Origin of the sequence: Sphingopyxis sp. (assembly GCF_051861155.1) — a bacterium.
Lineage (GTDB): Bacteria > Pseudomonadota > Alphaproteobacteria > Sphingomonadales > Sphingomonadaceae > Sphingopyxis.
Window position 1 is genome coordinate 64,650 of sequence record NZ_JBHYDE010000002.1, and the last position, 21,316, is coordinate 85,965.

General features: G+C 65.4%; 15 protein-coding genes. 12 read left to right on the top strand and 3 right to left on the bottom strand.

What is annotated here, in order from left to right:
* Positions 1 to 8: 8 nt before the first annotated feature.
* The 12 genes from thrC (at position 9) to ACTIFP_RS03785 (ending at position 17,491) form a co-directional block, all read left to right on the top strand.
* Positions 9 to 1,406, top strand: coding sequence for a threonine synthase (thrC, locus tag ACTIFP_RS03730; protein ID WP_439567372.1), 1,398 nt, complete (start codon positions 9 to 11; stop codon positions 1,404 to 1,406).
* A 4-nt stretch (positions 1,407 to 1,410) separates the two neighbouring features.
* Positions 1,411 to 2,289 (top strand): class I SAM-dependent methyltransferase, encoded by an 879-nt coding sequence (locus ACTIFP_RS03735; RefSeq protein WP_439567800.1) that lies wholly within the window; start codon positions 1,411 to 1,413, stop codon positions 2,287 to 2,289.
* A 170-nt stretch (positions 2,290 to 2,459) separates the two neighbouring features.
* On the top strand, positions 2,460 to 5,456 hold the full coding sequence (locus tag ACTIFP_RS03740) for a TonB-dependent receptor (RefSeq protein WP_439567373.1): 2,997 nt from the start codon (positions 2,460 to 2,462) through the stop codon (positions 5,454 to 5,456).
* 105 nt (positions 5,457 to 5,561) lie between these two features.
* Positions 5,562 to 7,097, top strand: coding sequence for a tryptophan halogenase family protein (locus ACTIFP_RS03745; RefSeq protein WP_439567374.1), 1,536 nt, complete (start codon positions 5,562 to 5,564; stop codon positions 7,095 to 7,097).
* A gap of 12 nt (positions 7,098 to 7,109) precedes the next feature.
* Complete coding sequence (locus ACTIFP_RS03750) at positions 7,110 to 7,823, top strand: SapC family protein (protein ID WP_439567375.1); 714 nt, start codon at positions 7,110 to 7,112, stop codon at positions 7,821 to 7,823.
* The gene (locus ACTIFP_RS03755; protein WP_439567376.1) at positions 7,816 to 8,847 is read left to right on the top strand and encodes a cupin-like domain-containing protein; all 1,032 of its coding nucleotides are present in this window, start codon (positions 7,816 to 7,818) and stop codon (positions 8,845 to 8,847) included. The genes ACTIFP_RS03750 and ACTIFP_RS03755 overlap by 8 nt, the downstream gene beginning before the upstream one ends.
* Positions 8,844 to 10,343 (top strand): tryptophan halogenase family protein, encoded by a 1,500-nt coding sequence (locus tag ACTIFP_RS03760; protein ID WP_439567377.1) that lies wholly within the window; start codon positions 8,844 to 8,846, stop codon positions 10,341 to 10,343. The genes ACTIFP_RS03755 and ACTIFP_RS03760 overlap by 4 nt, the downstream gene beginning before the upstream one ends.
* The gene (locus ACTIFP_RS03765; RefSeq protein WP_439567378.1) at positions 10,343 to 11,311 is read left to right on the top strand and encodes a glycoside hydrolase family 16 protein; all 969 of its coding nucleotides are present in this window, start codon (positions 10,343 to 10,345) and stop codon (positions 11,309 to 11,311) included. The genes ACTIFP_RS03760 and ACTIFP_RS03765 overlap by 1 nt, the downstream gene beginning before the upstream one ends.
* Complete coding sequence (locus ACTIFP_RS03770; RefSeq protein WP_439567379.1) at positions 11,311 to 12,372, top strand: LacI family DNA-binding transcriptional regulator; 1,062 nt, start codon at positions 11,311 to 11,313, stop codon at positions 12,370 to 12,372. The genes ACTIFP_RS03765 and ACTIFP_RS03770 overlap by 1 nt, the downstream gene beginning before the upstream one ends.
* Positions 12,365 to 13,570 (top strand): MFS transporter, encoded by a 1,206-nt coding sequence (locus tag ACTIFP_RS03775; protein WP_439567380.1) that lies wholly within the window; start codon positions 12,365 to 12,367, stop codon positions 13,568 to 13,570. Before ACTIFP_RS03770 ends, ACTIFP_RS03775 begins: the two co-directional genes overlap by 8 nt.
* A gap of 91 nt (positions 13,571 to 13,661) precedes the next feature.
* Positions 13,662 to 16,145: a glycoside hydrolase family 3 N-terminal domain-containing protein gene (locus ACTIFP_RS03780; RefSeq protein WP_439567381.1), complete on the top strand. Its 2,484-nt coding sequence runs from the start codon at positions 13,662 to 13,664 to the stop codon at positions 16,143 to 16,145.
* A gap of 50 nt (positions 16,146 to 16,195) precedes the next feature.
* On the top strand, positions 16,196 to 17,491 hold the full coding sequence (locus tag ACTIFP_RS03785; protein ID WP_439567382.1) for a sugar MFS transporter: 1,296 nt from the start codon (positions 16,196 to 16,198) through the stop codon (positions 17,489 to 17,491).
* 80 nt (positions 17,492 to 17,571) lie between these two features.
* On the opposite strand, the gene ACTIFP_RS03790 is transcribed toward ACTIFP_RS03785, so the two are convergent.
* The 3 genes from ACTIFP_RS03790 to ACTIFP_RS03800 all read right to left on the bottom strand — a co-directional run bounded on the left by ACTIFP_RS03790 (position 17,572) and on the right by ACTIFP_RS03800 (position 21,178).
* Positions 17,572 to 18,711 carry a GGDEF domain-containing protein gene (locus tag ACTIFP_RS03790; protein WP_439567383.1) on the bottom strand — a complete coding sequence of 380 codons (1,140 nt, stop codon included), beginning with the start codon at positions 18,709 to 18,711 and terminating at the stop codon, positions 17,572 to 17,574.
* Positions 18,712 to 18,835: 124 nt separating this feature from the next.
* Positions 18,836 to 20,533: an N-acyl-D-amino-acid deacylase family protein gene (locus ACTIFP_RS03795; RefSeq protein ID WP_439567384.1), complete on the bottom strand. Its 1,698-nt coding sequence runs from the start codon at positions 20,531 to 20,533 to the stop codon at positions 18,836 to 18,838.
* A 21-nt stretch (positions 20,534 to 20,554) separates the two neighbouring features.
* On the bottom strand, positions 20,555 to 21,178 hold the full coding sequence (locus ACTIFP_RS03800; RefSeq protein ID WP_120218241.1) for a helix-turn-helix domain-containing protein: 624 nt from the start codon (positions 21,176 to 21,178) through the stop codon (positions 20,555 to 20,557).
* Positions 21,179 to 21,316: the final 138 nt, after the last annotated feature.

Sequence of the window (21,316 nt, forward strand, 5' to 3'; positions counted from 1 at the left end):
TTGGCGTCATGGATTATATCAGCACCCGCGGCGCTGCGCCGACCCTCGACTTTCGTGCCGCCACGCTGGCGGGCCTTGCCAGCGACGGCGGGCTTTATCTGCCCGCGCACTGGCCGCAGATGCCGGTGGACGAGATCCGCGCGCTGGCGGGTCTTGATTATGCCGAAACCGCGGTGCGCGTGATGCGACCGTTCGTCGCGGGCGTGCTGAGCGAAGACGAATTGCGCAGCCTGTGCCGCGCCGCTTATGGCAGTTTCAGCCACGACGCGGTGACCCCGCTGGTCCAGCTCGACCATCGCCACTGGCTGCTCGAACTGTTTCACGGCCCGACGCTGGCGTTCAAGGACGTCGCGCTGCAATTGCTCGGACAATTGTTCGAAAAATTCCTGAGCGGCGGCGACGCCGACATCACCATCGTCGGCGCGACATCGGGCGACACCGGATCGGCGGCGATCGAGGCGGTCGCGGGGCGCGAACATATCCGCATCTTCATGCTCCATCCCGAAGGCCGGGTCAGCGACGTCCAGCGCCGCCAGATGACGACGGTGCTGGCGCCCAACGTCCACAATATCGCGATCGACGGCAGTTTCGACGATGCCCAGGCGATGGTGAAGCGGCTGTTCGGCGACGAAGAGGCGCGCGGCCAGGTCACGCTGTCGGCGGTGAACAGCATCAACTGGGCGCGGCTGATGGCGCAGATCGTCTATTATTTCTACGCTGCGGTGCGCCTTGGCGGTCCCGACCGCCCGATCGCGTTCAGCGTTCCGACGGGCAATTTCGGCGACGTGTTCGCGGGCTATGTTGCGGCGCAGATGGGGCTGCCGATCGCAAAGCTCGTCGTCGCGACCAACGTCAACGACATCCTCCACCGCGCGCTGACCCGCGGCGACTATAGCGCCGGGACGGTCACTGCGACCGCGACCCCCAGCATGGACATTCAGGTCAGCAGCAATTTCGAACGCTTGCTGTTCGACCTGTCGGGCCGCGACGGCGGCGCGATCACCGCGATGATGCGCGATTTCGACCAGAACCGTGCGATGACGATCCCCGAAGACATGCTGGCGGGGGCGCGCGGACTGTTTTCGAGCGCGAGCATCGACGGCGACGCGATGGCGCTCGCGCTGCGCTGGGCGCAGGAACATGGCGGGCAGGTCATCGATCCGCACAGTGCCGTCGGTCTCGCTGCAGCGCGCGCGCTGGAGATCGATGCCGATATTCCCGTCGTCACGCTGGCGACCGCGCATCCGGCGAAGTTCCGCGAAGCGGTCGAGCGCGCGACCGGCGTCCGTCCGGCGTTGCCCGCGCGGCTCGGCAATCTGTTCGACCGCGAGGAACGTTATGCGCGCCTGCCGGGCGATTATGACGCGGTGAAGGCCTTTGTCCTGGCGGAAGCGGCGCGTGGCTGACCTGCTGCCCCTCGTCACCCTCGTCGGCGAGGCGTGGGACGATTATGGGCTGGTCGATAGCGGCGGCGGGCGCAAGCTCGAACGCTATGGCCGCTACCGCTTCATCCGCCCCGAACCGCAGGCGATGTGGGCGCCCGCGCTGCCCGCCAGCGAATGGGAAGCCGCCGACGGCGAATTCATCCCCGCATCGGACGACGATGGCGGCGGGCGCTGGTATTATAACACGCCGGTTCCGGCCGAAGGCTGGCCGCTGACATGGCGCGAGACGCGCTTCACCGCGCAATGCACGCCGTTCCGGCATCTGGGCTTCTTTCCCGACATGGCGCCGGTGTGGGACTGGCTGCGCGCGCAAGTCGCCGACAAGCCCGATCCCGCGTTCCTCAACCTGTTCGGCTATACCGGGGTGGGCAGCCAGGCGCTCGCGGCGGTGGGGGCGGCGGTGACGCATGTCGACGCGTCGAAGAAATCGGTGGGACAGGCGCGTGAGAATGCCGCGCTCGCCGGAATGGCGGAAAAGCCGGTGCGCTGGATCCTCGATGATGCGGGCAAGTTCACCGCGCGCGAAGTGCGGCGCGAGAAACGCTATGACGCGATCCTGCTCGACCCGCCCAAATTCGGCCGCGGCCCGACCGGCGAACGTTGGCAGATCGAAGAGGGACTGGCGCCGCTGCTCGCCGATTGCCGCCAGCTGCTCGATGCCGACAGCCGGGCGCTGTTCCTGACCGTCTATGCCGTGCGCATGTCGGCGCTGGCGATTGGCGAGCTGCTGGCCCAGCTGTTCGCCGACCTGCCCGGCAAAGTCGAATGCGGCGAATTGGCGGTACGCGAAGAGGCGCGCGGGCTGTTGCTACCGACCGCGATCTTCGCGCGCTGGAGCCGCTGATCCAGCTCTGTCCCGGGTCAGGGGCTTGCATACGATTGCGGCGTCAAAAGCCGCTGGTTTGTCACAATTCGCGCCCGCGGCGGATTGACAATGAGAACGTTCCCATTTAGATAACGTTCACATTAGAGAAATGCCGTCATAAAGAACGGCTAAATTGGGAGGGTTAAGGGGTGCAGGCATCTCATAAGCGTTGGCTCGCGAAATTTCTGGTCGGCACGTCGGCGCTGTCGCTGATGGGCGCGGCGCAAACCGCTATGGCGCAGGATGCGCCCGCGGAAGGTGCCGTCGATGGCGACGAGATCGTCGTGACCGGAATCCGCGCCAGCCTGGCGGCGTCGGCCGACATCAAGCGCGAGGCGCAGGGCGTCGTCGATGCGATTTCAGCCGAAGACATGGGCAAATTCCCTGACACCAACCTGGCCGAATCGCTCCAGCGCATCACCGGCGTGTCGATCGACCGCTCGAACGGCGAAGGCTCGCTGGTCACCGTTCGCGGCTTCGGTCCCGAATTCAACCTGGTGACTCTGAACGGCCGCCAGATGCCAACCTCGTCGCTGGGTGACGGCGCCAGCGCGCCGTCGTCGCGCTCGTTCGATTTCGCCAATCTGGCGTCCGAAGGCGTCGCGGGGGTCGAGGTTTACAAGACCGGCCGCGCCGCAATCGCGTCGGGTGGGATTGGCTCGTCGATCAACATCAAGACGCCGCGCCCGCTCGACAAGCCGGGCCTGTCGGGCAGCATCGCGGTCAAGGGCGTCTATGACAGCTCGCGCAACGAGGGCAATCCGATCACCCCCGAAGTGTCGGGGATCCTTTCCACGACCTTCGCCGACGACCGCATCGGCATCATGATCGCCGGCTCGTGGCAGAAGCGCAAGGCGAGCGTCAACGTCGCGAATGTCGGCTGGCGCGACGGTTATCTGGGCAATGAAAACAACTGGGGATCGCTGACTCAGGATCCTGCCGATACGCGCTTCGGCCAGATTACCAACCGCCCCGGGCCGACCGACGTCTATCAGGTGGCGCAGAACGCGTCCTACGACCTCAACGACATCGACCGCGAGCGCATCAACGGCCAGGCGGTGCTGCAATTCCGCCCGATCGACAGCCTGACCGCGACGGTCGATTACACCTATTCGCGCAACACCGTCGAGGTGCGCAACAGCAATGTCGGCGTGTGGTTCAACCATAATAACACGTCGAGCGCGTGGACCGACGGGCCGGTTGCCGGCCCGATCTTCTACTCGGAAGCCTTTGCGCCGGGCGAGAACAAGGATCTGTCGTACGGCGGCTCGCTGGTGGCGAACCGGACCGAGAATAAGTCGCTCGGCGGCAATCTCACCTGGGATGCGCCCGGCGGCATGACGATGGAGCTCGATTTCCATCACTCGACCGCGGAATCGAAGCCCACGAACAAATATGGCACCAGCGTAGCCGTCGGCAACGCGGTGTTCGGGGTCGTCAACCAGCGGATCGACTTCGATTCCTATCTGCCCGTCATTTCATACCAGATGCGGCCGGGAACCGACCCGCTCAACGCGTCGCTGATCACTCCGACGGGCAATGCGTTCCGCAACGCCTATTTCCGGGACGAGATCAACCAGGCGCAGTTCCGCGGGCGTTACGACCATGACGGCGACCTCCTCGACAGCATCGATTTCGGCGTTTCGTACATCGAGAACAAGGTGCGGTCGGCTTATGGCTTCATCCAGAACGACAGCTGGGGTGGCGCCGGGCCAGCGTCGGACATCCCCGACGACATCTTCACGCTCGAAACGCTGCCGGACAAGTTCAAGGGGCTGGACGGCGCGGCGAATATCATCCCGAGCTTCTACAAGTTCGATTTCGAACGGATGGTCGGGCTGATCGACGGCCTCTATGGCACCTGCAACAACGCGGGGTCCGCGGACACCTGCCTTGCCAATTACACCACCGACCGGCGCATCACCGAAAAGACGCTCTCGCCCTATGTGCAGGTGTCGACCAAGTTCGACGTCGGCGCTGGCGAAGCGCATCTGACCGCCGGGGTGCGTTATGAGGACACCATCGTCGATGCCTCGGCGCTGGTGCCGATCCCGACCGGCACGCGCTGGGTTGCCGCGAACGAATTCGGGGTGATCTTTGGCCCGACGAGCGATTTCACCCGCTTCAAGGGCAGCTATGATCATTGGCTGCCCGCGGTCGATTTCGACATCGAACCGATCGAGAATGTGAAGCTGCGCGCGTCGTACAGCCACACGATCACGCGCCCCGACTATGCGAGCATGCAGGGCGGGCGGACGATCGACCAGCTGTTCCGCATTGGCGGCGGCACCGGCAGCCAGGGCAATCCCGGCCTGTTGCCCTATAAATCAAAGAATATCGACCTGTCGGCCGAGTGGTATTACGACCGTGAAAGCTATATGTCGGCAGGCTTTTTCCACAAGCGTGTCTCGAATTTCCTGTCGACGACGCGGGTCGACGACACTGCGTTCGGGCTGACCAACCCCGCCGACGGCCCGCGGTATCGCGCCGCGGTGGCGGCGCGCGGCGCCAATGCCGGGGCCAATTCGCTGCGCGACTTCATCCTGCGCAATTACCCGACATCGGTGCGCGTAAACCGTGATGCCAGTGGTAACCCGGTGCTCGACGCCAGCGGTTTCTGGACCGGCGACATTTTCGGGCTGGGCGAGGATGCGCCGCTGAACTTCGAGATCACGACCCCGATCAACAGCGATCAGTCGGCGAAGATCCACGGTTTCGAATTCGCGCTCCAGCACAGTTTCTGGGACACGGGTTTCGGCGTGCTGCTGAACTATACGATCGTCAAGGGCGACGCGACCTATGACAACAGCCAGCCGTCGACGGTGCCGCAATTCGCGCTGACCGGGCTCAGCGACAGCGCCAACGCGGTCGCCTATTATGACAAGGGTCCGCTTCAGGCGCGCGTCGCGTGGAACTGGCGCGACAAATTCCTGGCGGGAACAGGGCCGAACCCTTTCTATGTCGAGGAATATTGGCAGATCGATGCCAGCGCGAGTTATGAGTTCATCCCGGGCCTGACCGCCTTTGTCGAGGCGATCAACCTGACCGGCGAAAGCCGCCGCGGTCACCTGCGGTCGGAAAATAACGTCGCCTTCGCATCGCCCGGCTACGCCCGCTACGCGGCGGGGGTCCGGTTCAGCTTCTGACGCGGACGGACTTCGCCCGCCGGGTCGCAGGCAGGAGAGCCGCACCTTCCCCGCGGCGGCTCTTTTGCGTGACGACGGCAGGATGCTCGCTTAGGATCGACGGCAATGGATAAAGCGATCGAGAGGATAGTCATCGTCGGCGGCGGCACCGCCGGCTGGCTGGCGGCCTCGCTGCTCGCTGCTTCGCGGCACGCGGCGTCGGGGCGATTGTCCGTGACCCTGATCGAAGCGCCCGACATCCCGACGATCGGCGTCGGTGAAGGCACCTGGCCGACGATGCGGGAAACGCTGGCGCGCATCGGGATCGGCGAGGCCGAGTTTCTGGCCGCGTGCGATGGGTCGTTCAAACAGGGCTCGCGCTTCGACGGCTGGGTCACCGGCGGCGCGGATGACCGCTATCTCCACCCATTCACCCCGCCGCCAGCGATGCCGACGCGCGAGCTGCTGGCGGCGTGGCAGGCGGACGCGCCCGATCTACCGTTCGCTGCGGCGATGTGCGCGCAGGCGCATGTCTGCGATCTCGACCTTGCGCCGCGCCAGCGGTCGATGCCCGATTATCAGGGCGCGGCCAATTATGCCTATCATCTCGATGCGGGGAAATTTGCCGCGCTGCTCGCCTCGCACGCGTTACAGCGGCTGGGCGTCCGGCATATCGCCGACCATGTCACCGGCGTCCAACGCGACGGCGATGGCGGCATCGCGTCGATCACGACGCGGCAGCATGGTGACATCGGCGGCGACCTGTTCATCGATTGCAGCGGCCATGCGGCGCTGTTGATCGGCGGCCATCTCGGCGTTGAGTGGATCGACCGCAGCGACATTTTATTCAACGACCGCGCGCTCGCGGCGCAGGTGCCGGTGGCGCCGGGCAGCCCGATCGCGTCGCAGACCGTCGCGACCGCGCACGCCGCGGGCTGGATCTGGGACATCGGACTTCCGGGGCGGCGCGGCATCGGCTGCGTCTATGCCAGCCGGTTCATGGACGACGATGCCGCCGAGGCGACTTTGCGCGCCTATATCGCCCGCGTCTTGCCCGATGCGCCTGATGTTCCGGCGCGGCGGCTGAGCTTTCCGACGGGCCACCGCGCGCGGTTTTGGGAGGGCAATTGCGTTGCGATCGGCCTGTCGGCGGGGTTCATCGAACCGCTGGAGGCATCGGCAATCGTGATGATCGAGCTGTCGCTCCGCGCGCTGATCGACAATTTCCCCGCGCGCCGCGCGGCGATGCCGATCCACGCCGAACGCTTCAACGAACTGTTCCGCTATCGCTGGGACCGCATCGTCGATTTCCTCAAGCTCCATTATGCCCTGAGCCAGCGCCCCGAGCCCTATTGGCTGGCGCAGCGCGATCCCGCTCATCTGCCGTCGCGGCTGGTGGAGCAGTTGCAGCTGTGGCGCGACCAGCCGCCGTCGGCGTGGGACTTTCCGCGCGTCGACGAAATTTTCTCGGCCGAAAGCCACCAATATATCCTCTATGGCATGGGCTTTCCGGTGCCGACCGATCTGGCGCCCGCCGATCATGCCACCGCGTCGCTCGCTGAAATCCGCCAACGCGCCCGCGCGCTTGCCGCCGCCTTGCCCGTCAATCGCGATTATCTCGATGCGCTCCAGCGCCCAACCGGCGCGCTGGCCGCGCAATAGGAAAGAGTTTTGATGCCCCGCCACGCCGTGCTCGACAAACATAGCCACCGCGACCTGCGGGTCCGCACCGAGGCGGGCGCGGCGCTGGGCGATGACATGATGGCGGTGCTGACCGTGCCGAGCGAGTTTCGCCGCGTGCAGGCGCATTTCCCGATCCTGTTCCGCCGCGAAGCCGGGCGCGAAGATTTCACCGCGCTGGCGCTGTTCGGGTTCGAGACCGGCGAAAACCTGTTCCTGGACGGCGATCGCTGGGGCGCGCGCTATCGCCCGCTGGCGATGGCGATCCAGCCGTTCCTGGTCGGCCGACCCGCGGACGGCGACGGGCCGGGGCAGGTGCATATCGACCTCGACCATCCGCGCATTGCCGGCGCCGGCGACGGCGTGCGCCTGTTCGACGGCGATGGCATGGCGACGCCGTTTCTGGAGACGATCGCCGAACGGCTCGGCGACCTCGATGAGGGGTATCGGGGCAGCGGCGCTTTCTATGACGCCCTTATTGCGCACGACCTGCTCGAACCCTTCAGCCTCGAAGTGACGCTGGACGACGGGTCAAAACATTCGCTGGTCGGCTTTCACATCATCGACGAGGAGCGGGTGCGCGCGCTGGACGCCGCAACGCTCGGCGCATTGCATGCGGCGGGGCATTTGATGCCGATGTTCATGGCGATGGCGTCGCTGTCGCAATTATCGGCGCTGGTCGACCGCAAGAACCGCAAGCTTGGCTGATCGGGACGGCGCCATCTACGACCGCCTGATGCGGGTGCCCGAGCGCGACTGGGACCGCGCGGCGGGACTGGACGCCCTGCTGGACGGCGCGCGCACCCCGTTTGTCGTGCGCGGGTTGGTCGCCGACTGGCCGCTGGTCGAGGCCGGCCGGCGATCGGCGGCGGAGGCGCGGCGCTATCTGCTGGATCATGCGCGCGACCGGCCCTTTACCGTGTCGATCGGACCGCCGGGGCATGACGGGCGGCTATTCTACGATGCCGACATGGCGATGAATTTTCGCACCGGGACGGGCAAGCTCGGCGATATTTTCGCGGGCATCGACGCCAGCGAGGCCGAGGGCGATCCGCGCACCGTCTATCTGGCGTCAATCGACATACCGGCGCATTTCGAGGGCCTGCACGAGACGAACCATGTCGACCTGGGCGACCGCGATCCGTTAAAAAGCATCTGGATCGGCACCCGCACGCGGATTGCGGCGCACAATGATTTTCCCGACAATCTGGCCTGCTGCGCTGCTGGACGCCGCCGTTTCACGCTGTTCCCGCCCAGCCAGTTTCGCAACCTGTATCTGGGGCCGATCGACAACACCCCGGCGGGGCGCGCGGTCAGCATGGTCGATTTCGACGCGCCCGACCTGGCGGCGCATCCGGGCTTCGTCGCCGCGATGGCCGAAGCGCAGACGGTCGAACTCGATCCCGGCGACGCGATCTTCATCCCGTCGATGTGGTGGCACCATGTCGAGGGGCTGGCGCCGTTCAACATCCTGGTCAATTATTGGTGGCGCAGCAGCCCCGCGTGGCTGGGCCAGCCGCAGGAGGCGCTGAACCATGCGATCCTGGCGATCCGCGACCTGCCGCCCGCCGACAAGGCGATCTGGCGCGAGATGTTCGACCATTATGTTTTCGCCAACGACGGCCGGGTGACCGACCATATTCCCGAACCCGCGCGCAGCGTGCTGGCCCCGCTCACTGTCGAGAGTGCCGGACGGCTGCGCGCCTTTTTGTTGAGAGCATTGAACCGATGAACCAGGACAAGCCGATCCAGCGGGTCGTGATCGCGGGCGGCGGCACCGCGGGCTGGATGATGGCGGCGGCGATCGCGCGCACAATGGGTCACACCATCGACCTGACGCTGGTGGAATCGGAAGCGATCGGGACGATCGGGGTCGGGGAATCGACGATTCCGCCGCTGGTCAATTTCAACCGCATCCTCGGCATCCCCGAGCCCGAATTCATGCGCGCGACGCAGGCGACGTTCAAACTGGGCATCCTGTTCGATAACTGGAAGCATGACGGCGACAGCTATTTCCACAGCTTTGGCCTGTCGGGGAAAGATCACTGGTCGGCGGGGTTCCAGCATTTCTGGCTCAACGCCCGCGAGCGCGGACATGACCGGCCATATAGCGACTATTGCCTCGAACTGGTGGCCGCGATGGAGGGCAAGTTTGCGCACCTGCCCGAAGACCGTATGAACTACGCCTATCATGTCGATGCGACACTGTACGGGCGTTACCTGCGCCAACTGGCCGAGGCCGACGGTTGCAAACGCGTCGAGGGCAAGATCGCGCGGGTCGAGCTCGATGGCGAAAGCGGCGACATCGCCGCGCTGCATCTTGATGGCGACCGGCGGATCGAAGGCGATATGTTCGTCGACTGTACTGGTTTCCGCGGCCTGCTGATCGACGGCGCGCTGCACGCCGGGTTCGAGGACTGGAGCCACTGGTTGCCCAACGACAGCGCGATCGCGGTGCAGGCGAAACATCAACGCGCGCCGCAACCCTACACGCAGGCGATCGCACATGATGCCGGCTGGCAATGGCGCATTCCGCTGCAGCATCGCATGGGCGCCGGGATCGTCTATGCCAGCGGCTATCTGTCGCGCGATGCCGCCTATGACCGGTTGATGAGCAGCGTCGGCGAGCCGCTGATCGAGCCGTTCGACATCAAGTTCAAGGGCGGGGTGCGGCGCAAGCAATGGTATCGCAACTGCGTGGCGGTCGGGCTGGCGGGGGGCTTTGTCGAGCCGCTCGAGGCGACGACGGTGCACCTGATCCAGCGCGCGGTGCTGCGCTTTATCCGGATGATGCCGAACGGACGGGTCAGCGAACGCGATGCCGCCGAGTTCAACGACCAGCAGCGGCTGGACATCGAACAGATCCGCGATTTCGTGGTGCTGCATTACAAGGCGACCAACCGCCGCGACAGCCCGTTCTGGCGCCATGTCGCGAACATGCCGATCCCGGATTCATTGCAGCAAAAGATCGAATTGTTCCGCGAAACCGGCCGCGTGTTCCGCAAATATGAGGAGCTGTTCGCCGAGAATAGCTGGGTCCAGGTGATGATGGGGCAGGGGATCGACCCGCAAAGCTATCACCCCATCGCCGCGAAGCTGCGCGACGACGAGGTCGAGCGGCTGTTCCAGACGATCCGCGACAATATTGCGCAGACGGTGGCGACGCTGCCCGAGCATCACGCCTATGTTGCGCAATATTGCGGCGCCGAAATGCCGCAGCGGGCATGATGCGCGGCGCGTCCCTGTTGTTGCTGGGCGCCGCGCTGACGGGCGGCGGCGCGGCGGCGGCCAACGAACCGGCGGGCGAGCCGGCCGCGGACGGCTGGTGGCTCGCCTGGTCCGACGAGTTCGACGGCGCCGCGATCGACCGCAGCAAATGGGACTTCGACGTCGATTGTTGGGGCGGCGGCAACAACGAACGCCAATGCTATACCGACAAGCGCCGCAACGCGGCGGTGGCAGACGGCAAGCTGGTCATCACGGCGCGTCAGGAAAAGGCGAGCGGTCCGGCCTTTCCGCTGGCCCAGCGCGGCGAGCCAGGGAAGGCGAACGCCCGCGCGGCGCGCGACTTCACCTCGGCGCGGCTGGTGACGCGCGGCAAGGCGGCGTGGACCTATGGCCGGATCGAAGTGCGCGCCAAACTGCCGCAGGGGCAGGGGACATGGCCCGCGATCTGGATGCTGCCCGAGGGGCATGCCTATGGCACCTGGGCGGCGTCGGGCGAGATCGACATATTGGAGGCGGTGAACCTGGGGGTGCGCTGCGACAGCTGCGTCGGCGGGATCGAGAACCGCATCCTCGGCACGCTGCATTTCGGCGGCGTCTGGCCGAAGAACGCACACAAGAGCAACGAGATCGCGCTGCCCGGCAAGCTGGACGATTTTCATATATTCGGCATCGTCTGGGAAAAGGGCCGCATCACCTGGACCGTCGATGGTCGGCCCTATGCGACGCAGGTCGTGGGCGACTGGCACACCAGCGGATCGGCCGATCCGGCGGCGCCGTTCGACCGTCCCTTTCATCTGATCCTGAACCTTGCCGTCGGCGGCGGGCTGGCCGAAGGGCGCGGGATCAAGGGGGTCGACATGCGCGGCTATCCCAAAGCGATGGAAATAGATTGGGTCCGCGTCTGGCAATGCGGCGAGGATGAAGCTAGCAGGGCGCGTTGCGGGACCAGCGGGGGCGGGGCAGAATAATGGGGCGTCGGCGGCAGTCGGTCACGATCAAGCATGTTGCGGCCGACGCCGGGGTGTCGCTGCAAACGGTGAGCCGCGTCATCAACAACGAGCCCAACGTCCGCCCCGAGATGAAGGAACGGGTGCAGGCGTCGATCGACAAGCTCGGCTATGTGCCGTCGATCGCGGCGCAGCGGATGAGCGGGTCGCGCTCGTATCTGATCCTGGCGATCAACGACCGCGAACGCACGATCGCCGATTGGCGCGGGCGGCAGGGGGTCGACTGGGTCGACCAGATGCTGCTCGGCGGGATGTTGAAATGCGCCGAATATGGCTATCGCATGATTTTCGAGTTGGTCGACACGCACAATGATCATGTCGAACGCGAACTGCGCGCCGCGATTGCGGCGCTGCAACCCGACGGCGTCATCCTGACCCCGCCGCATTCGGACAACCCGCTGATCGTCGGGCTGCTCGACCAGCAGAAGATTCCTTTCGCGCGCATCGGGTCGCGCGGCGGCGACAAGGGGATCGCGCTGACCATGGACGACGAAGGGTCGGCGCGGCGCGCCACGCGCCATCTGATCGATCTCGGCCACCGGCGTATCGGGTTCATCCCGGGTTCGCCCGAATATAGTTTGAGCCGCTGGCGCGTCGACGGTTGGCAAGGCGAGATGGCGGCGGCGGGGCTGGCAACCGAAGGCCTGCTCGCCGAGGGTGATTTCACCTATGCCTCGGGCGCCGCCGCGGCGCGCCATTTGCTCAGCCGCGCCGATCCGCCGACCGCGATCATCGCCAGCAGCGACCAGATGGCGCTCGCAACGCTGGAGGTGGCGCGCGAACTGGACCTTGACGTGCCCAGGCAATTGTCGATCGTCAGTTTCGACAACACCCCGATCGTTCGTTTCACCCAGCCGCCGCTGACCGCGGTCGATCAGCCGGTCGCCGAAACCGCCTCGCGCGCGGTCGAACTGATCATCGCCGCCCAGCGCGGTGCGCCGCGTCCGATCGAGCCGACCCGGGTGCAAGGCGGGCTGGTCGAACGCGGATCGACCGCCGCCCCGCCTGCCGCCCATGGATGAACCCGGCGGGTCTCGCCGCCAGTCGCTTCGCTTTCTGCTGCTTTATGCGCTCGCCGCGGCCGGCGGCGCGATCGCCTATGTCCCGTTCCTGACGATCTGGCTGCCCGGGCGGATGACGCAGCTGGCGGGTACGGCGGATGTACAGGCGCTGGGCTATGTCACCTTTTTCGGCGCGATTGCCGCCAGCGTCGGGGGGATCGGCTTCGGCTGGCTCAGCGACCGGACGGGCAACCGGCGCGGCTTTGTGCTGACCGGGCTGGCACTGACCATCGCTTTGCTGCTCGCGGTGCCGCTGGCGCAGGATATCTGGACACTCGTTGCGATCATCGTCGCGTGGCAGCTGGCGCTCAACATGATGCTGGGGCCGCTGGCGGCGTGGGCGGGCGATTGCGTTCCCGACGACCAAAAGGGACTGCTCGGCGGATTGCTGGCCTTCTCGCCCGCGCTGGGCGCCTGGTCGGGCGCGCTGGTGACGTGGCCGGGATTGGTCCCCAACGAGGGGCGGCTGCTGGTGATCGCGGCGCTAGTGGCGGCCGCAGTGCTGCCGGTGCTGCTACTCGGGCGACCACGCGCCTTCGCCGACCTCACGGCGCCCCCGCCCGAGCGCATCGCGGGCGAGCCGGCACCGCACCCGACGGGCCCCGCGATCCGCATGTGGCTGGCGCGGCTGCTCGTCCAGATCGCCGAGGCAGCGTTGTTCGCCTATCTCTATTTCTGGTTCCGATCGATCGACCCTGGCATGCACGACAGCGAAAAGGCAGGGCTGTTCAGCATCGCGCTGACGCTGGCGGTGCCGATCGCACTGGTCAGCGGCCGCTGGGCCGACGACCACGACCAGCCGTTCCGCCCGCTCGTGTTCAGCGCCGCGGTGTCGGGTCTGGGCATGATCGGCATGGCGATCGCCGGGGTGCCGGACATTGCCAAGGCGAGCTATCTGGTGTTCGCGATCGCGACGACGGTCTTCCTGTCGCTCCACGCCGGGCAGACGCTGCGCATCCTGCCGCGCTCCGACCGCCGTGGGCGCGACCTGGGAATTTTCAACCTGACCAACACCGTGCCGTCGCTGATCATGCCATGGCTGACGATTTCGCTCGTCCCGGGCTTTGGTTTCGACGCGCTGTTCCTGCTGCTCGCGGCGCTGACCGCGATCGCAGTGTTCCTGCTCGCGACGATGCCGCGGATCCGCCCGCACCCCTGAAAACAGAGCGCTTGATTTCGCCCGCGCGCTATGCGACATGAAATTTGATAACGTTCACATAATGACGATCAGGTAAGGGATGGGAGAGACGATGCGCCGACAGGCATTGGTCATGGCGACCGCGCTGCTTTGGGCAGGAACCGCCGCAGCGACGACGCCAACTGCGGACGGTGATGCCGCTGCCGTGCATCGCGATCTATGGCCGACGGCGAAAAGCCCGGCGACGATTTCCGATCCCGTGACCGAGGCGCGCATCGATGCGCTGATTGCGCGCATGACGGTCGAACAAAAGGTCGGCCAACTGATCCAGGCCGACATCAGCACGGTCACGCCGAAGGATCTCGAAACCTGGCCGCTCGGCTCGATCCTGGCGGGCGGCAACAGCGGCCCGAACGGCAATGAACGCTCGACCGCCGCCGATTGGGCGAAGCTGGTCGGCGATTTTCGCGCCGTGTCGCTGCGCCCGCAGGCCAATGGCGTCGCCATCCCGATCATCTTTGGCGTCGATGCCGTTCACGGCCATAACAATATCCCCGGCGCGACGCTGTTTCCGCACAATATCGGGTTGGGCGCGGCGCGCGATCCCGAGCTGATCCAGCGCATTGGCGCGGTGACCGCCGCCGAAATTGCGGGCAGCGGCATCGAATGGACCTTTGCCCCGACCTTGGCGGTGCCGCAGGATCTGCGCTGGGGCCGCAGCTATGAAGGCTATGCCGCCGACCCGGCGCTCGTCGCCGAATACGCCAGAGCAATGGTGCTGGGCTTGCAGGGCGACCTCGCCAGCGGGCGGTCGATCGGCGCCAGCAAGGTGGCGGCGACGGCCAAGCATTTCCTCGCCGACGGCGGGACGTTCGAGGGCAAGGATCAGGGCGACGCGCGGATCGATGAGAAGGAACTGATCGCGAAACACGGACAAGGCTATCCCGCGGCGATCGACGCCGGGGCGCTGACCGTGATGGCCAGTTTCTCCAGCTGGAATGGCGTCAAGCACCACGGCAACAAAGGGCTGTTGACCGACGCGCTCAAGCAGAAGATGGGGTTCGAGGGCTTTGTCGTCGGTGACTGGAACGGGCACGGGCAGGTTGCGGGATGCAGCGTCACCGACTGCGCGCAGTCGATCAACGCCGGGCTCGACATGTTCATGGCGCCCGACAGCTGGAAGGGGCTGTACGACGCGACACTGGCGCAGGCGAAGGACGGCCGGATCGGCAAGGCACGCCTCGACGATGCGGTGCGCCGTATCCTGCGCGTCAAATACAAGCTCGGGCTGTTCGCCGAAGGCCATGTCAGCCGCGGCAATTTCGCCGCCGTCGGCGCCCCGGACCATCTCGCCATCGCGCGCGAAGCGGCCGCTAAATCGCTGGTGCTGCTCAAAAACAATGGCGGCGTGCTGCCGGTCAAACCCGGCGCGCGGGTGCTGGTGACCGGCCCGGCGGCCGACAATATGGCGATCCAGTCGGGCGGCTGGACGATCAGCTGGCAGGGGACCGATGTGGTCCGTTCGGACTTCCCGAACGGCCAGACGATCTGGGAGGCCCTCGACAAAGCAGTGCGCGACGCGGGCGGCACCGCGACGCTATCGGCCGATGGCGCGTTCAAGGAAAAACCCGACGTCGCGATCGTCGTGTTCGGCGAGGATCCCTATGCTGAATTTCAGGGCGACGTGCCGACGCTCGATTACCAGCCGACCGGTGCGACCGACCTGGCGACGCTAAAACAGCTGAAGGCCGCGGGCGTCCCGGTCGTTGCGCTGTTCCTGTCAGGGCGGCCGATGTTCACCAGCCCCGAAATCAACGCCGCAGACGCTTTCGTCGCGGGCTGGCTGCCCGGGTCGCAGGGCGCGGGCGTCGCCGACGTGCTGGTCGCGGGCAAGGATGGCAAGACGGCGCGCGGCTTTACCGGCACCTTGCCGTTCGCCTGGCCCGCCGACGCGCGATCGCCGGTGGAAAAGCCGCTTTTCGCGGTCGGCTATGGCCTGAAATATGGCGATACGCGCGCGGTGGCGACGCTGTCCGAGGAACTCCGCGTCGATATTGCCCGGGCGCTGAACGTCGAGAATTTCTTCTCGGGCGGCCGCGCCCGCGCGCCGTGGGCGCTGACGGTCACCGACGCCGGGGGCTCGCGCCCGGTCGAATCGCCGCCAACGGCAAGCCCCGGCGGGCTGATCGCGGCGCGGTCGGTCGATGTGCGCGCGCAGGAGGATGGCAAGGCGTTCATATGGACCGGCCCCGCCGCGCTGCACCTGTCGGGCCCCTATGCCGACCTGTCGCGCCAGCTGAACAACAGCTTCGCGCTGCGAATCGAATGGCGGATCGACGCGCTTGGTGCGGCTCCGGTGCAGGTCGCGCTGGGCGGCAAGGCGTTCGATGTTTCGGCGCTGGTGAATGCGGCGCCAAAGGGACAGGTCTCGACGATCCGGGTGCCGCTGCGCTGCTTTGCCGATGCCGGGGCCAATCTGCAACGCGTCGACTATGCGCTGTCGGTGCAGGCAGGCAACGGCTTTGCCGCCACGCTGCTGAATACGAATGTCGAAGCCGTGGGGACGAATCTGCCTTGCCCACCGGCAGTTAAATGACGAGACCCGGTATAAGGGTTAGCCCAAAAAACATATCGGGGAGAGATTGGATGGCGTTGATGCCGGATGTCACATCGAGCAGCGATCCGGTCGCGAGCGAAGGCGAGGGGACGCATGTCGATGCCCCCGAACTGCGCCTGTTCGTGATGGGGCTGTTTTTCATTTTCGGTGGTATCACCAGCCTCAACGACGTGATCATTCCAAAGCTCAAAGAGCTGTTTACGCTGAATTATACCCAAGCGATGCTGGTGCAGTTCTGCTTCTTTACCGCCTATCTGGTGATCGGCATTCCGGGTGCGAAGCTGGTCAAGAAGATCGGTTATATGCGCGGTGCGGTCGCCGGATTGCTGACGATGATGGTCGGCTGTCTGCTGTTTATCCCCGCCTCGCAGAATGCGGTTTACGAACTGTTCCTGTTCGCGCTGTTCGTGCTGGCGAGCGGGGTGGTGATCGTCCAGGTCGTTGCCAATCCGCTGATCTCGCTGCTCGGCAAGCCCGAAACGGCGCACAGTCGGCTGACCTTTGCGCAGGCGTTCAATTCGCTTGGCACCACCATATTCCCGATCGTCGGCTCGATTCTGATCCTTGGCAGTCTGGCGACGATGAGCGCCGACCAGCTTTCGGGGGCCGAACTTGATGCCTATCGCACCGCCGAAAGCCAGGCGATCGTCAACGGCTACCTTGGCATCGCGGTGGCGCTTGCCGTCGTCGCGGGCGCGGTGTGGCTGTTTCGCAATCGCTTGCGGGGCGAGCGGCACGAGGCGAGCGCCGGGCTGGCTGGCGTCGATTTGCTGAAGCGCCCGCGCTTCGGCTACGGCGCGCTGTGCATCTTTCTGTACGTCGGAGCGGAGGTGTCGATCGGCTCGCTGGTTGTCAACTATCTGATGCAGCCCGGCGTGATGGGGTTGCAGGAACAGGCCGCGGGCAAGCTGATCGGACTATATTGGGGCGGCGCCATGGTCGGGCGCTTTATCGGTTCGGCGCTGATGCGGGTGATCAGCCCCGGCAAGCTGCTGGCGTTCGTCGCTGCGGGAGCAATCGCGCTGATCCTGATCTCGACTAACAGCAGCGGTGTCGTGTCTGGTTATAGCCTGCTCGCGGTCGGGCTGATGAACTCGATCATGTTCCCGACTATCTTCAGCCTGGCGTCGGAAAAGCTCGGCAGCCGCGCTGCAGACGGCTCAGGGATCATCAACGTCGCGATCTTCGGCGGCGCCGTCGTGCCGCTCGCGACCGGCGCAATCGCCGATCTGACGGGCAGCCTTGCCACCGCGATGTTGCTCCCGGCGCTTTGCTATGCGGTCATCGCAGGCTTTGGCATCTACGCCCGGCGCCCGGCCGTCTGAGACGGCAATCGCCGCGGGGCAGCGCGCTCTGGTGCGCTCTGTCCCGCGGCGTCCCGCCCCCTCGCGGGAAGCTGGACCGGTTATGCCGGGTCGGCGAGTTCGATGCGGTTTCGCCCGCCCGCCTTCGCCTTGTACAACGCATCGTCGGCGGCCTTCAGCGCGCCGCGCGTTTCGCCATAGCCAAAGACGTCGGCCACCCCGCCCGAGAAGGTGATCTGTCCGAACGGTTCGTCGGTCTTGCGGTTGATCAAGCGGCGTTCGGCGAGCTGTTCGCGCGCTTCGTCGAGCCGCTCGGCGGCCTGCGTCGGGGTCAGGCCGCGGAACAGCATGACAAATTCCTCGCCGCCGTGCCGCGCGACGTGGCAGCGGTCGTCGGAGATGCGCGCCAGCGTGTCGGCGATCGCCTTGATCACCCGGTCGCCGGCTTCATGGCCGTGGATGTCGTTGACCTTCTTGAATTCGTCGATGTCGCAAAAGGCGACACTGAGCGGTTCGCACGCGGCGCGCGCTTCCTTGAAATGGCGGTCGAGCAGGATTTCAAAGGCGCGGCGGTTGGGCAGGCCGGTGAGGAAATCGAGTTCGGCGTCGCGCTTGGCGCGTTCGAGGCTGCGGCGCAGCGCCTTGGCCTCGTCCTCGCTCTTGCGCATATGATCCTCGGCCTTGCGCGTGCGTTCGAGCATGACCTTGGCCAGGTCGGCCAGGCTGGAGACGATCCGCCCGGTTTTCTGCAGCTGCTCCAGATCGTCGACATGCTGTTCGAGTTCGGTACCATAATCGCTGGTGACGGTCCGCGCTTCCTTGGCGTGGACGTGAAAGGATTCAAGATTGGTTTCGAGCCGCGTCATCAGGCGGTCGAGATCGGCATGGTCGGCCTGGCCGCTATTCTGTTCGCCCAGTTCGTTCAGCCATTGCTGGGTGATTCCGTCGGCCGATTGCGACCGCGTGGTGATCTGGCGCGCCAGATGCGGGTTCATGCCCGAAAAGGCGGCGTGCGCGAGCAGCAGATTGCCCGGCGACACGTCGAGATCATTGTCGACCAGAAACGCCATGATCGTGCCGATCAGCTGGTGCCGCGCCAGCTGGGCCAGATCGCGCGTGCCGCCGCCGCCGTCGGGCGGCGCGGGCCGTCCTGCAGGGGGCGCGCCGTGGGTTCGGCGTAGCCCCAGCCAATCCAAAAGCCGTCCTACCGGCTCGTTCGATGGTGTTGCTTTGGTGGTCATGCGACATTTAACGGGCCGCGCGCGGCGGATTTAAGCCGAATTTCGGGTAATTTGCGCGCATATCCGATCGCTTTTGAACGCGTGCGTCCAAAGCGACGTCAAAACAGGCGGTTAGTCCAACATGCTAGCCGCAGCGGTTCCAGCCCGCGCCGCGCACGGCCCGCCCGGGTGTCGCGCCGCTATGTTCGCCGCCGCGCAGCACCGCGACGCCGTTGACGAACACGTCGCGCATCCCGACCGAATATTGGTGCGGATCCTCGAAGGTCGAGCGGTCGGCGATCGTTGCGGGATCGAAAACTACGACATCGGCATAATAGCCGGGCTGGAGCGCGCCGCGGTCCTTGATGCCAAGGTTCGCGGCGGGGAGGGTGGTCAGGCGGTACACCGCCTGTTCCAGCGAGATCAGCTTCTCGTCGCGGACATAGCGGCCGAGCAGGCGGGCGAAATTGCCATAGGTGCGCGGGTGCGCGCCCGATTTCAGGAAATCGCCCTCGGCCGCCTGCGACGCGCCGTCCGAACCGAAGCTCATCCACGGCAACTGGATCTGCTTGCGGACATTATCCTCCGACATCAGGAAATAGACGGTGCCGACACGCGAGCCGTCCTCGACCACCAGGTCCATTGCGGTTTCCTCGGGCGACTTGCCGCGCATCGCTGCGACCTCGGCCAGCGTCTTGCCGGTCAGCGGTTTGAGCTTTTCGTTCTTGAAGCCCGACAGGATCATCTTGTCGGCGCCAGCCCCGATATAGAGATTTTCCCAGTCGCTGCCCGGATGCTTCATCTCGGCCGCAACGCGCGCGCGGGTGGCGGGATCCTTCAGCCGCTCGATCCACGCTTCCAGCCCGCCCGCCTGCACCCAGGTCGGCATCGCCGCATCGAGCCCGGTGGCGCCCGCGGTGTAGGTGTACATATCGGTGGTGATCCGTTGCCCCGCGGCGCGCGCGGCCTCGATCTTCTTCACCACCGCGTCGAGCTTGCCCCAGTTGCTGCGTCCCGCCATCTTGAGATGATAGATTTCGGCGGGAGCGCCCGATCGGCGCGAGATTTCGATCAGTTCGTCGACGGCCTCCTCCAGCCGGTCGCCTTCGGAGCGCATGTGACTGATATACATGCCGCCGCATTTCGCGGCCGCGCTGGTCAGCGCGACCAGTTCGTCGGTTTCGGCGTAGGAGCCTGGCGCGTAGATCAGCGAGCTGCCGACCCCCATCGCACCTTCGTTCATCGCCTGCCGCACCAGCGCGCGCATCCGTTCGAGCTGCTCGGGGGTTGGGTCGACATCGCCTTCGCCCAGTTCATGCACGCGCACCGTCGCCGCGCCGACAAAGCTTGCGACGTTGGTCGAAACGCCGCGTTTTTCCAGATAGCCGAGATAGTCGCCGAGGCTGGTCCATTCGATGGGGAATTTGAGGTCGCCCTGACGCTCGGTTTCTTGGCGCTTCATCGCCGGGCTCAGCGGTCCCATCGACCAGCCTTCGCCCATGACCTCCAGCGTCACGCCCTGCCGGATGTCGCTCTGGCTTTTGGGATCGACGATCAGCGATTCGGTGGCCCAGCTCAGCATGTTGATGAACCCCGGCGCCACCGCCATGCCATTGGCCTGCACCTCGCTTTTCGCCGTTCCGGCTACCTTGCCCACGGCGACGATGCGGTCATCCTTGATAGCGACATCGCCGACGACGGGCGGCTGGCCCGATCCATCGTAGATCGTGCCGCCGCGAATGATCAGGTCATAGGAAGGCGCCTGCGCGGCAACCGACGCCGACAGCAACATCGAACTGCACAGCAGCGACAGGGCAGGAACGAAGCGCCGGGGCGGTGCCATAAATTTTCTCCGAAAAGAGGGTCAGCCGTGCAGGCTCATCAGCGAATCCATCAGCCCGTCGTCGGCGCTGGAACAGACGCCGAGCACCAGCGCCTCGTCGAACCCATCGGCGACGACATAAGCGTGGCCCATCGACGAATCGAGATAGATGCCCTGACCGGTCTTGAGCGTAACGGGGTCGTAAAATTCGGTGTGAATCTCGATCTCGCCCTCCAGCACGTAGATGAATTCTTCGCCCTGATGGCGAACAAGCTCGCCGAATTCGCGCGCACTGTGGGCGCGGATGCGGGTGATGATCGGGATCATCCGTTTCTGGCGCAGGTCGGTGCAGAGGTAATGATAGTCATAATTGTCGGTGGTGACGCGCACCGCCTGATCGATCGTCCCGACGCTGCGACGACCGGTAACCCGCGGCGCGCTGTCGCCCTCATCCTCGGCAAACAGGTCGGACATGCGGATGCTGAGTCGCTGGCTGAGCTGTTGGAGCTTGTCGTAACTCAGCGTCAGCCGGTCATGCTCGACCTTTGACAGGGTCGACACCGGGATGCCCGATTTCGCGCTCATCTCCTTGAGCGTCCAGCCGTTTCGCGAGCGAATGCTCTTCATTACGGTGCCGAGTGTGGGCGGGGCTGCGCGAGCCGCCATCAATTTTTCCATTCCATATTTGACAATTTTCTAATCAGGATCATTATGTCCCTATTGGGCTAACAGTTGTTAGCCCTTGGTAAGGCGTCGCGCGGCTTGCTGCAAGGTCAGACAGGACGTGCCAGACAAAAGGGGAAA

Bases quoted from the DNA above. Each gene is read 5' to 3' on its own strand.
- ACTIFP_RS03770 (WP_439567379.1), top strand. From the start codon at position 11,311: ATGGGGCGTCGGCGGCAGTCGGTCACGATCAAGCATGTTGCGGCCGAC.
- thrC (WP_439567372.1), top strand. From the start codon at position 9: ATGGATTATATCAGCACCCGCGGCGCTGCGCCGACCCTCGACTTTCGT.
- ACTIFP_RS03750 (WP_439567375.1), top strand. From the start codon at position 7,110: ATGCCCCGCCACGCCGTGCTCGACAAACATAGCCACCGCGACCTGCGG.
- ACTIFP_RS03760 (WP_439567377.1), top strand. From the start codon at position 8,844: ATGAACCAGGACAAGCCGATCCAGCGGGTCGTGATCGCGGGCGGCGGC.
- ACTIFP_RS03745 (WP_439567374.1), top strand. From the start codon at position 5,562: ATGGATAAAGCGATCGAGAGGATAGTCATCGTCGGCGGCGGCACCGCC.
- ACTIFP_RS03775 (WP_439567380.1), top strand. From the start codon at position 12,365: ATGGATGAACCCGGCGGGTCTCGCCGCCAGTCGCTTCGCTTTCTGCTG.
- ACTIFP_RS03800 (WP_120218241.1), bottom strand. From the start codon at position 21,178: ATGGCGGCTCGCGCAGCCCCGCCCACACTCGGCACCGTAATGAAGAGC.
- ACTIFP_RS03780 (WP_439567381.1), top strand. From the start codon at position 13,662: ATGCGCCGACAGGCATTGGTCATGGCGACCGCGCTGCTTTGGGCAGGA.
- ACTIFP_RS03795 (WP_439567384.1), bottom strand. From the start codon at position 20,533: ATGGCACCGCCCCGGCGCTTCGTTCCTGCCCTGTCGCTGCTGTGCAGT.
- ACTIFP_RS03790 (WP_439567383.1), bottom strand. From the start codon at position 18,711: ATGACCACCAAAGCAACACCATCGAACGAGCCGGTAGGACGGCTTTTG.
- ACTIFP_RS03765 (WP_439567378.1), top strand. From the start codon at position 10,343: ATGCGCGGCGCGTCCCTGTTGTTGCTGGGCGCCGCGCTGACGGGCGGC.
- ACTIFP_RS03785 (WP_439567382.1), top strand. From the start codon at position 16,196: ATGGCGTTGATGCCGGATGTCACATCGAGCAGCGATCCGGTCGCGAGC.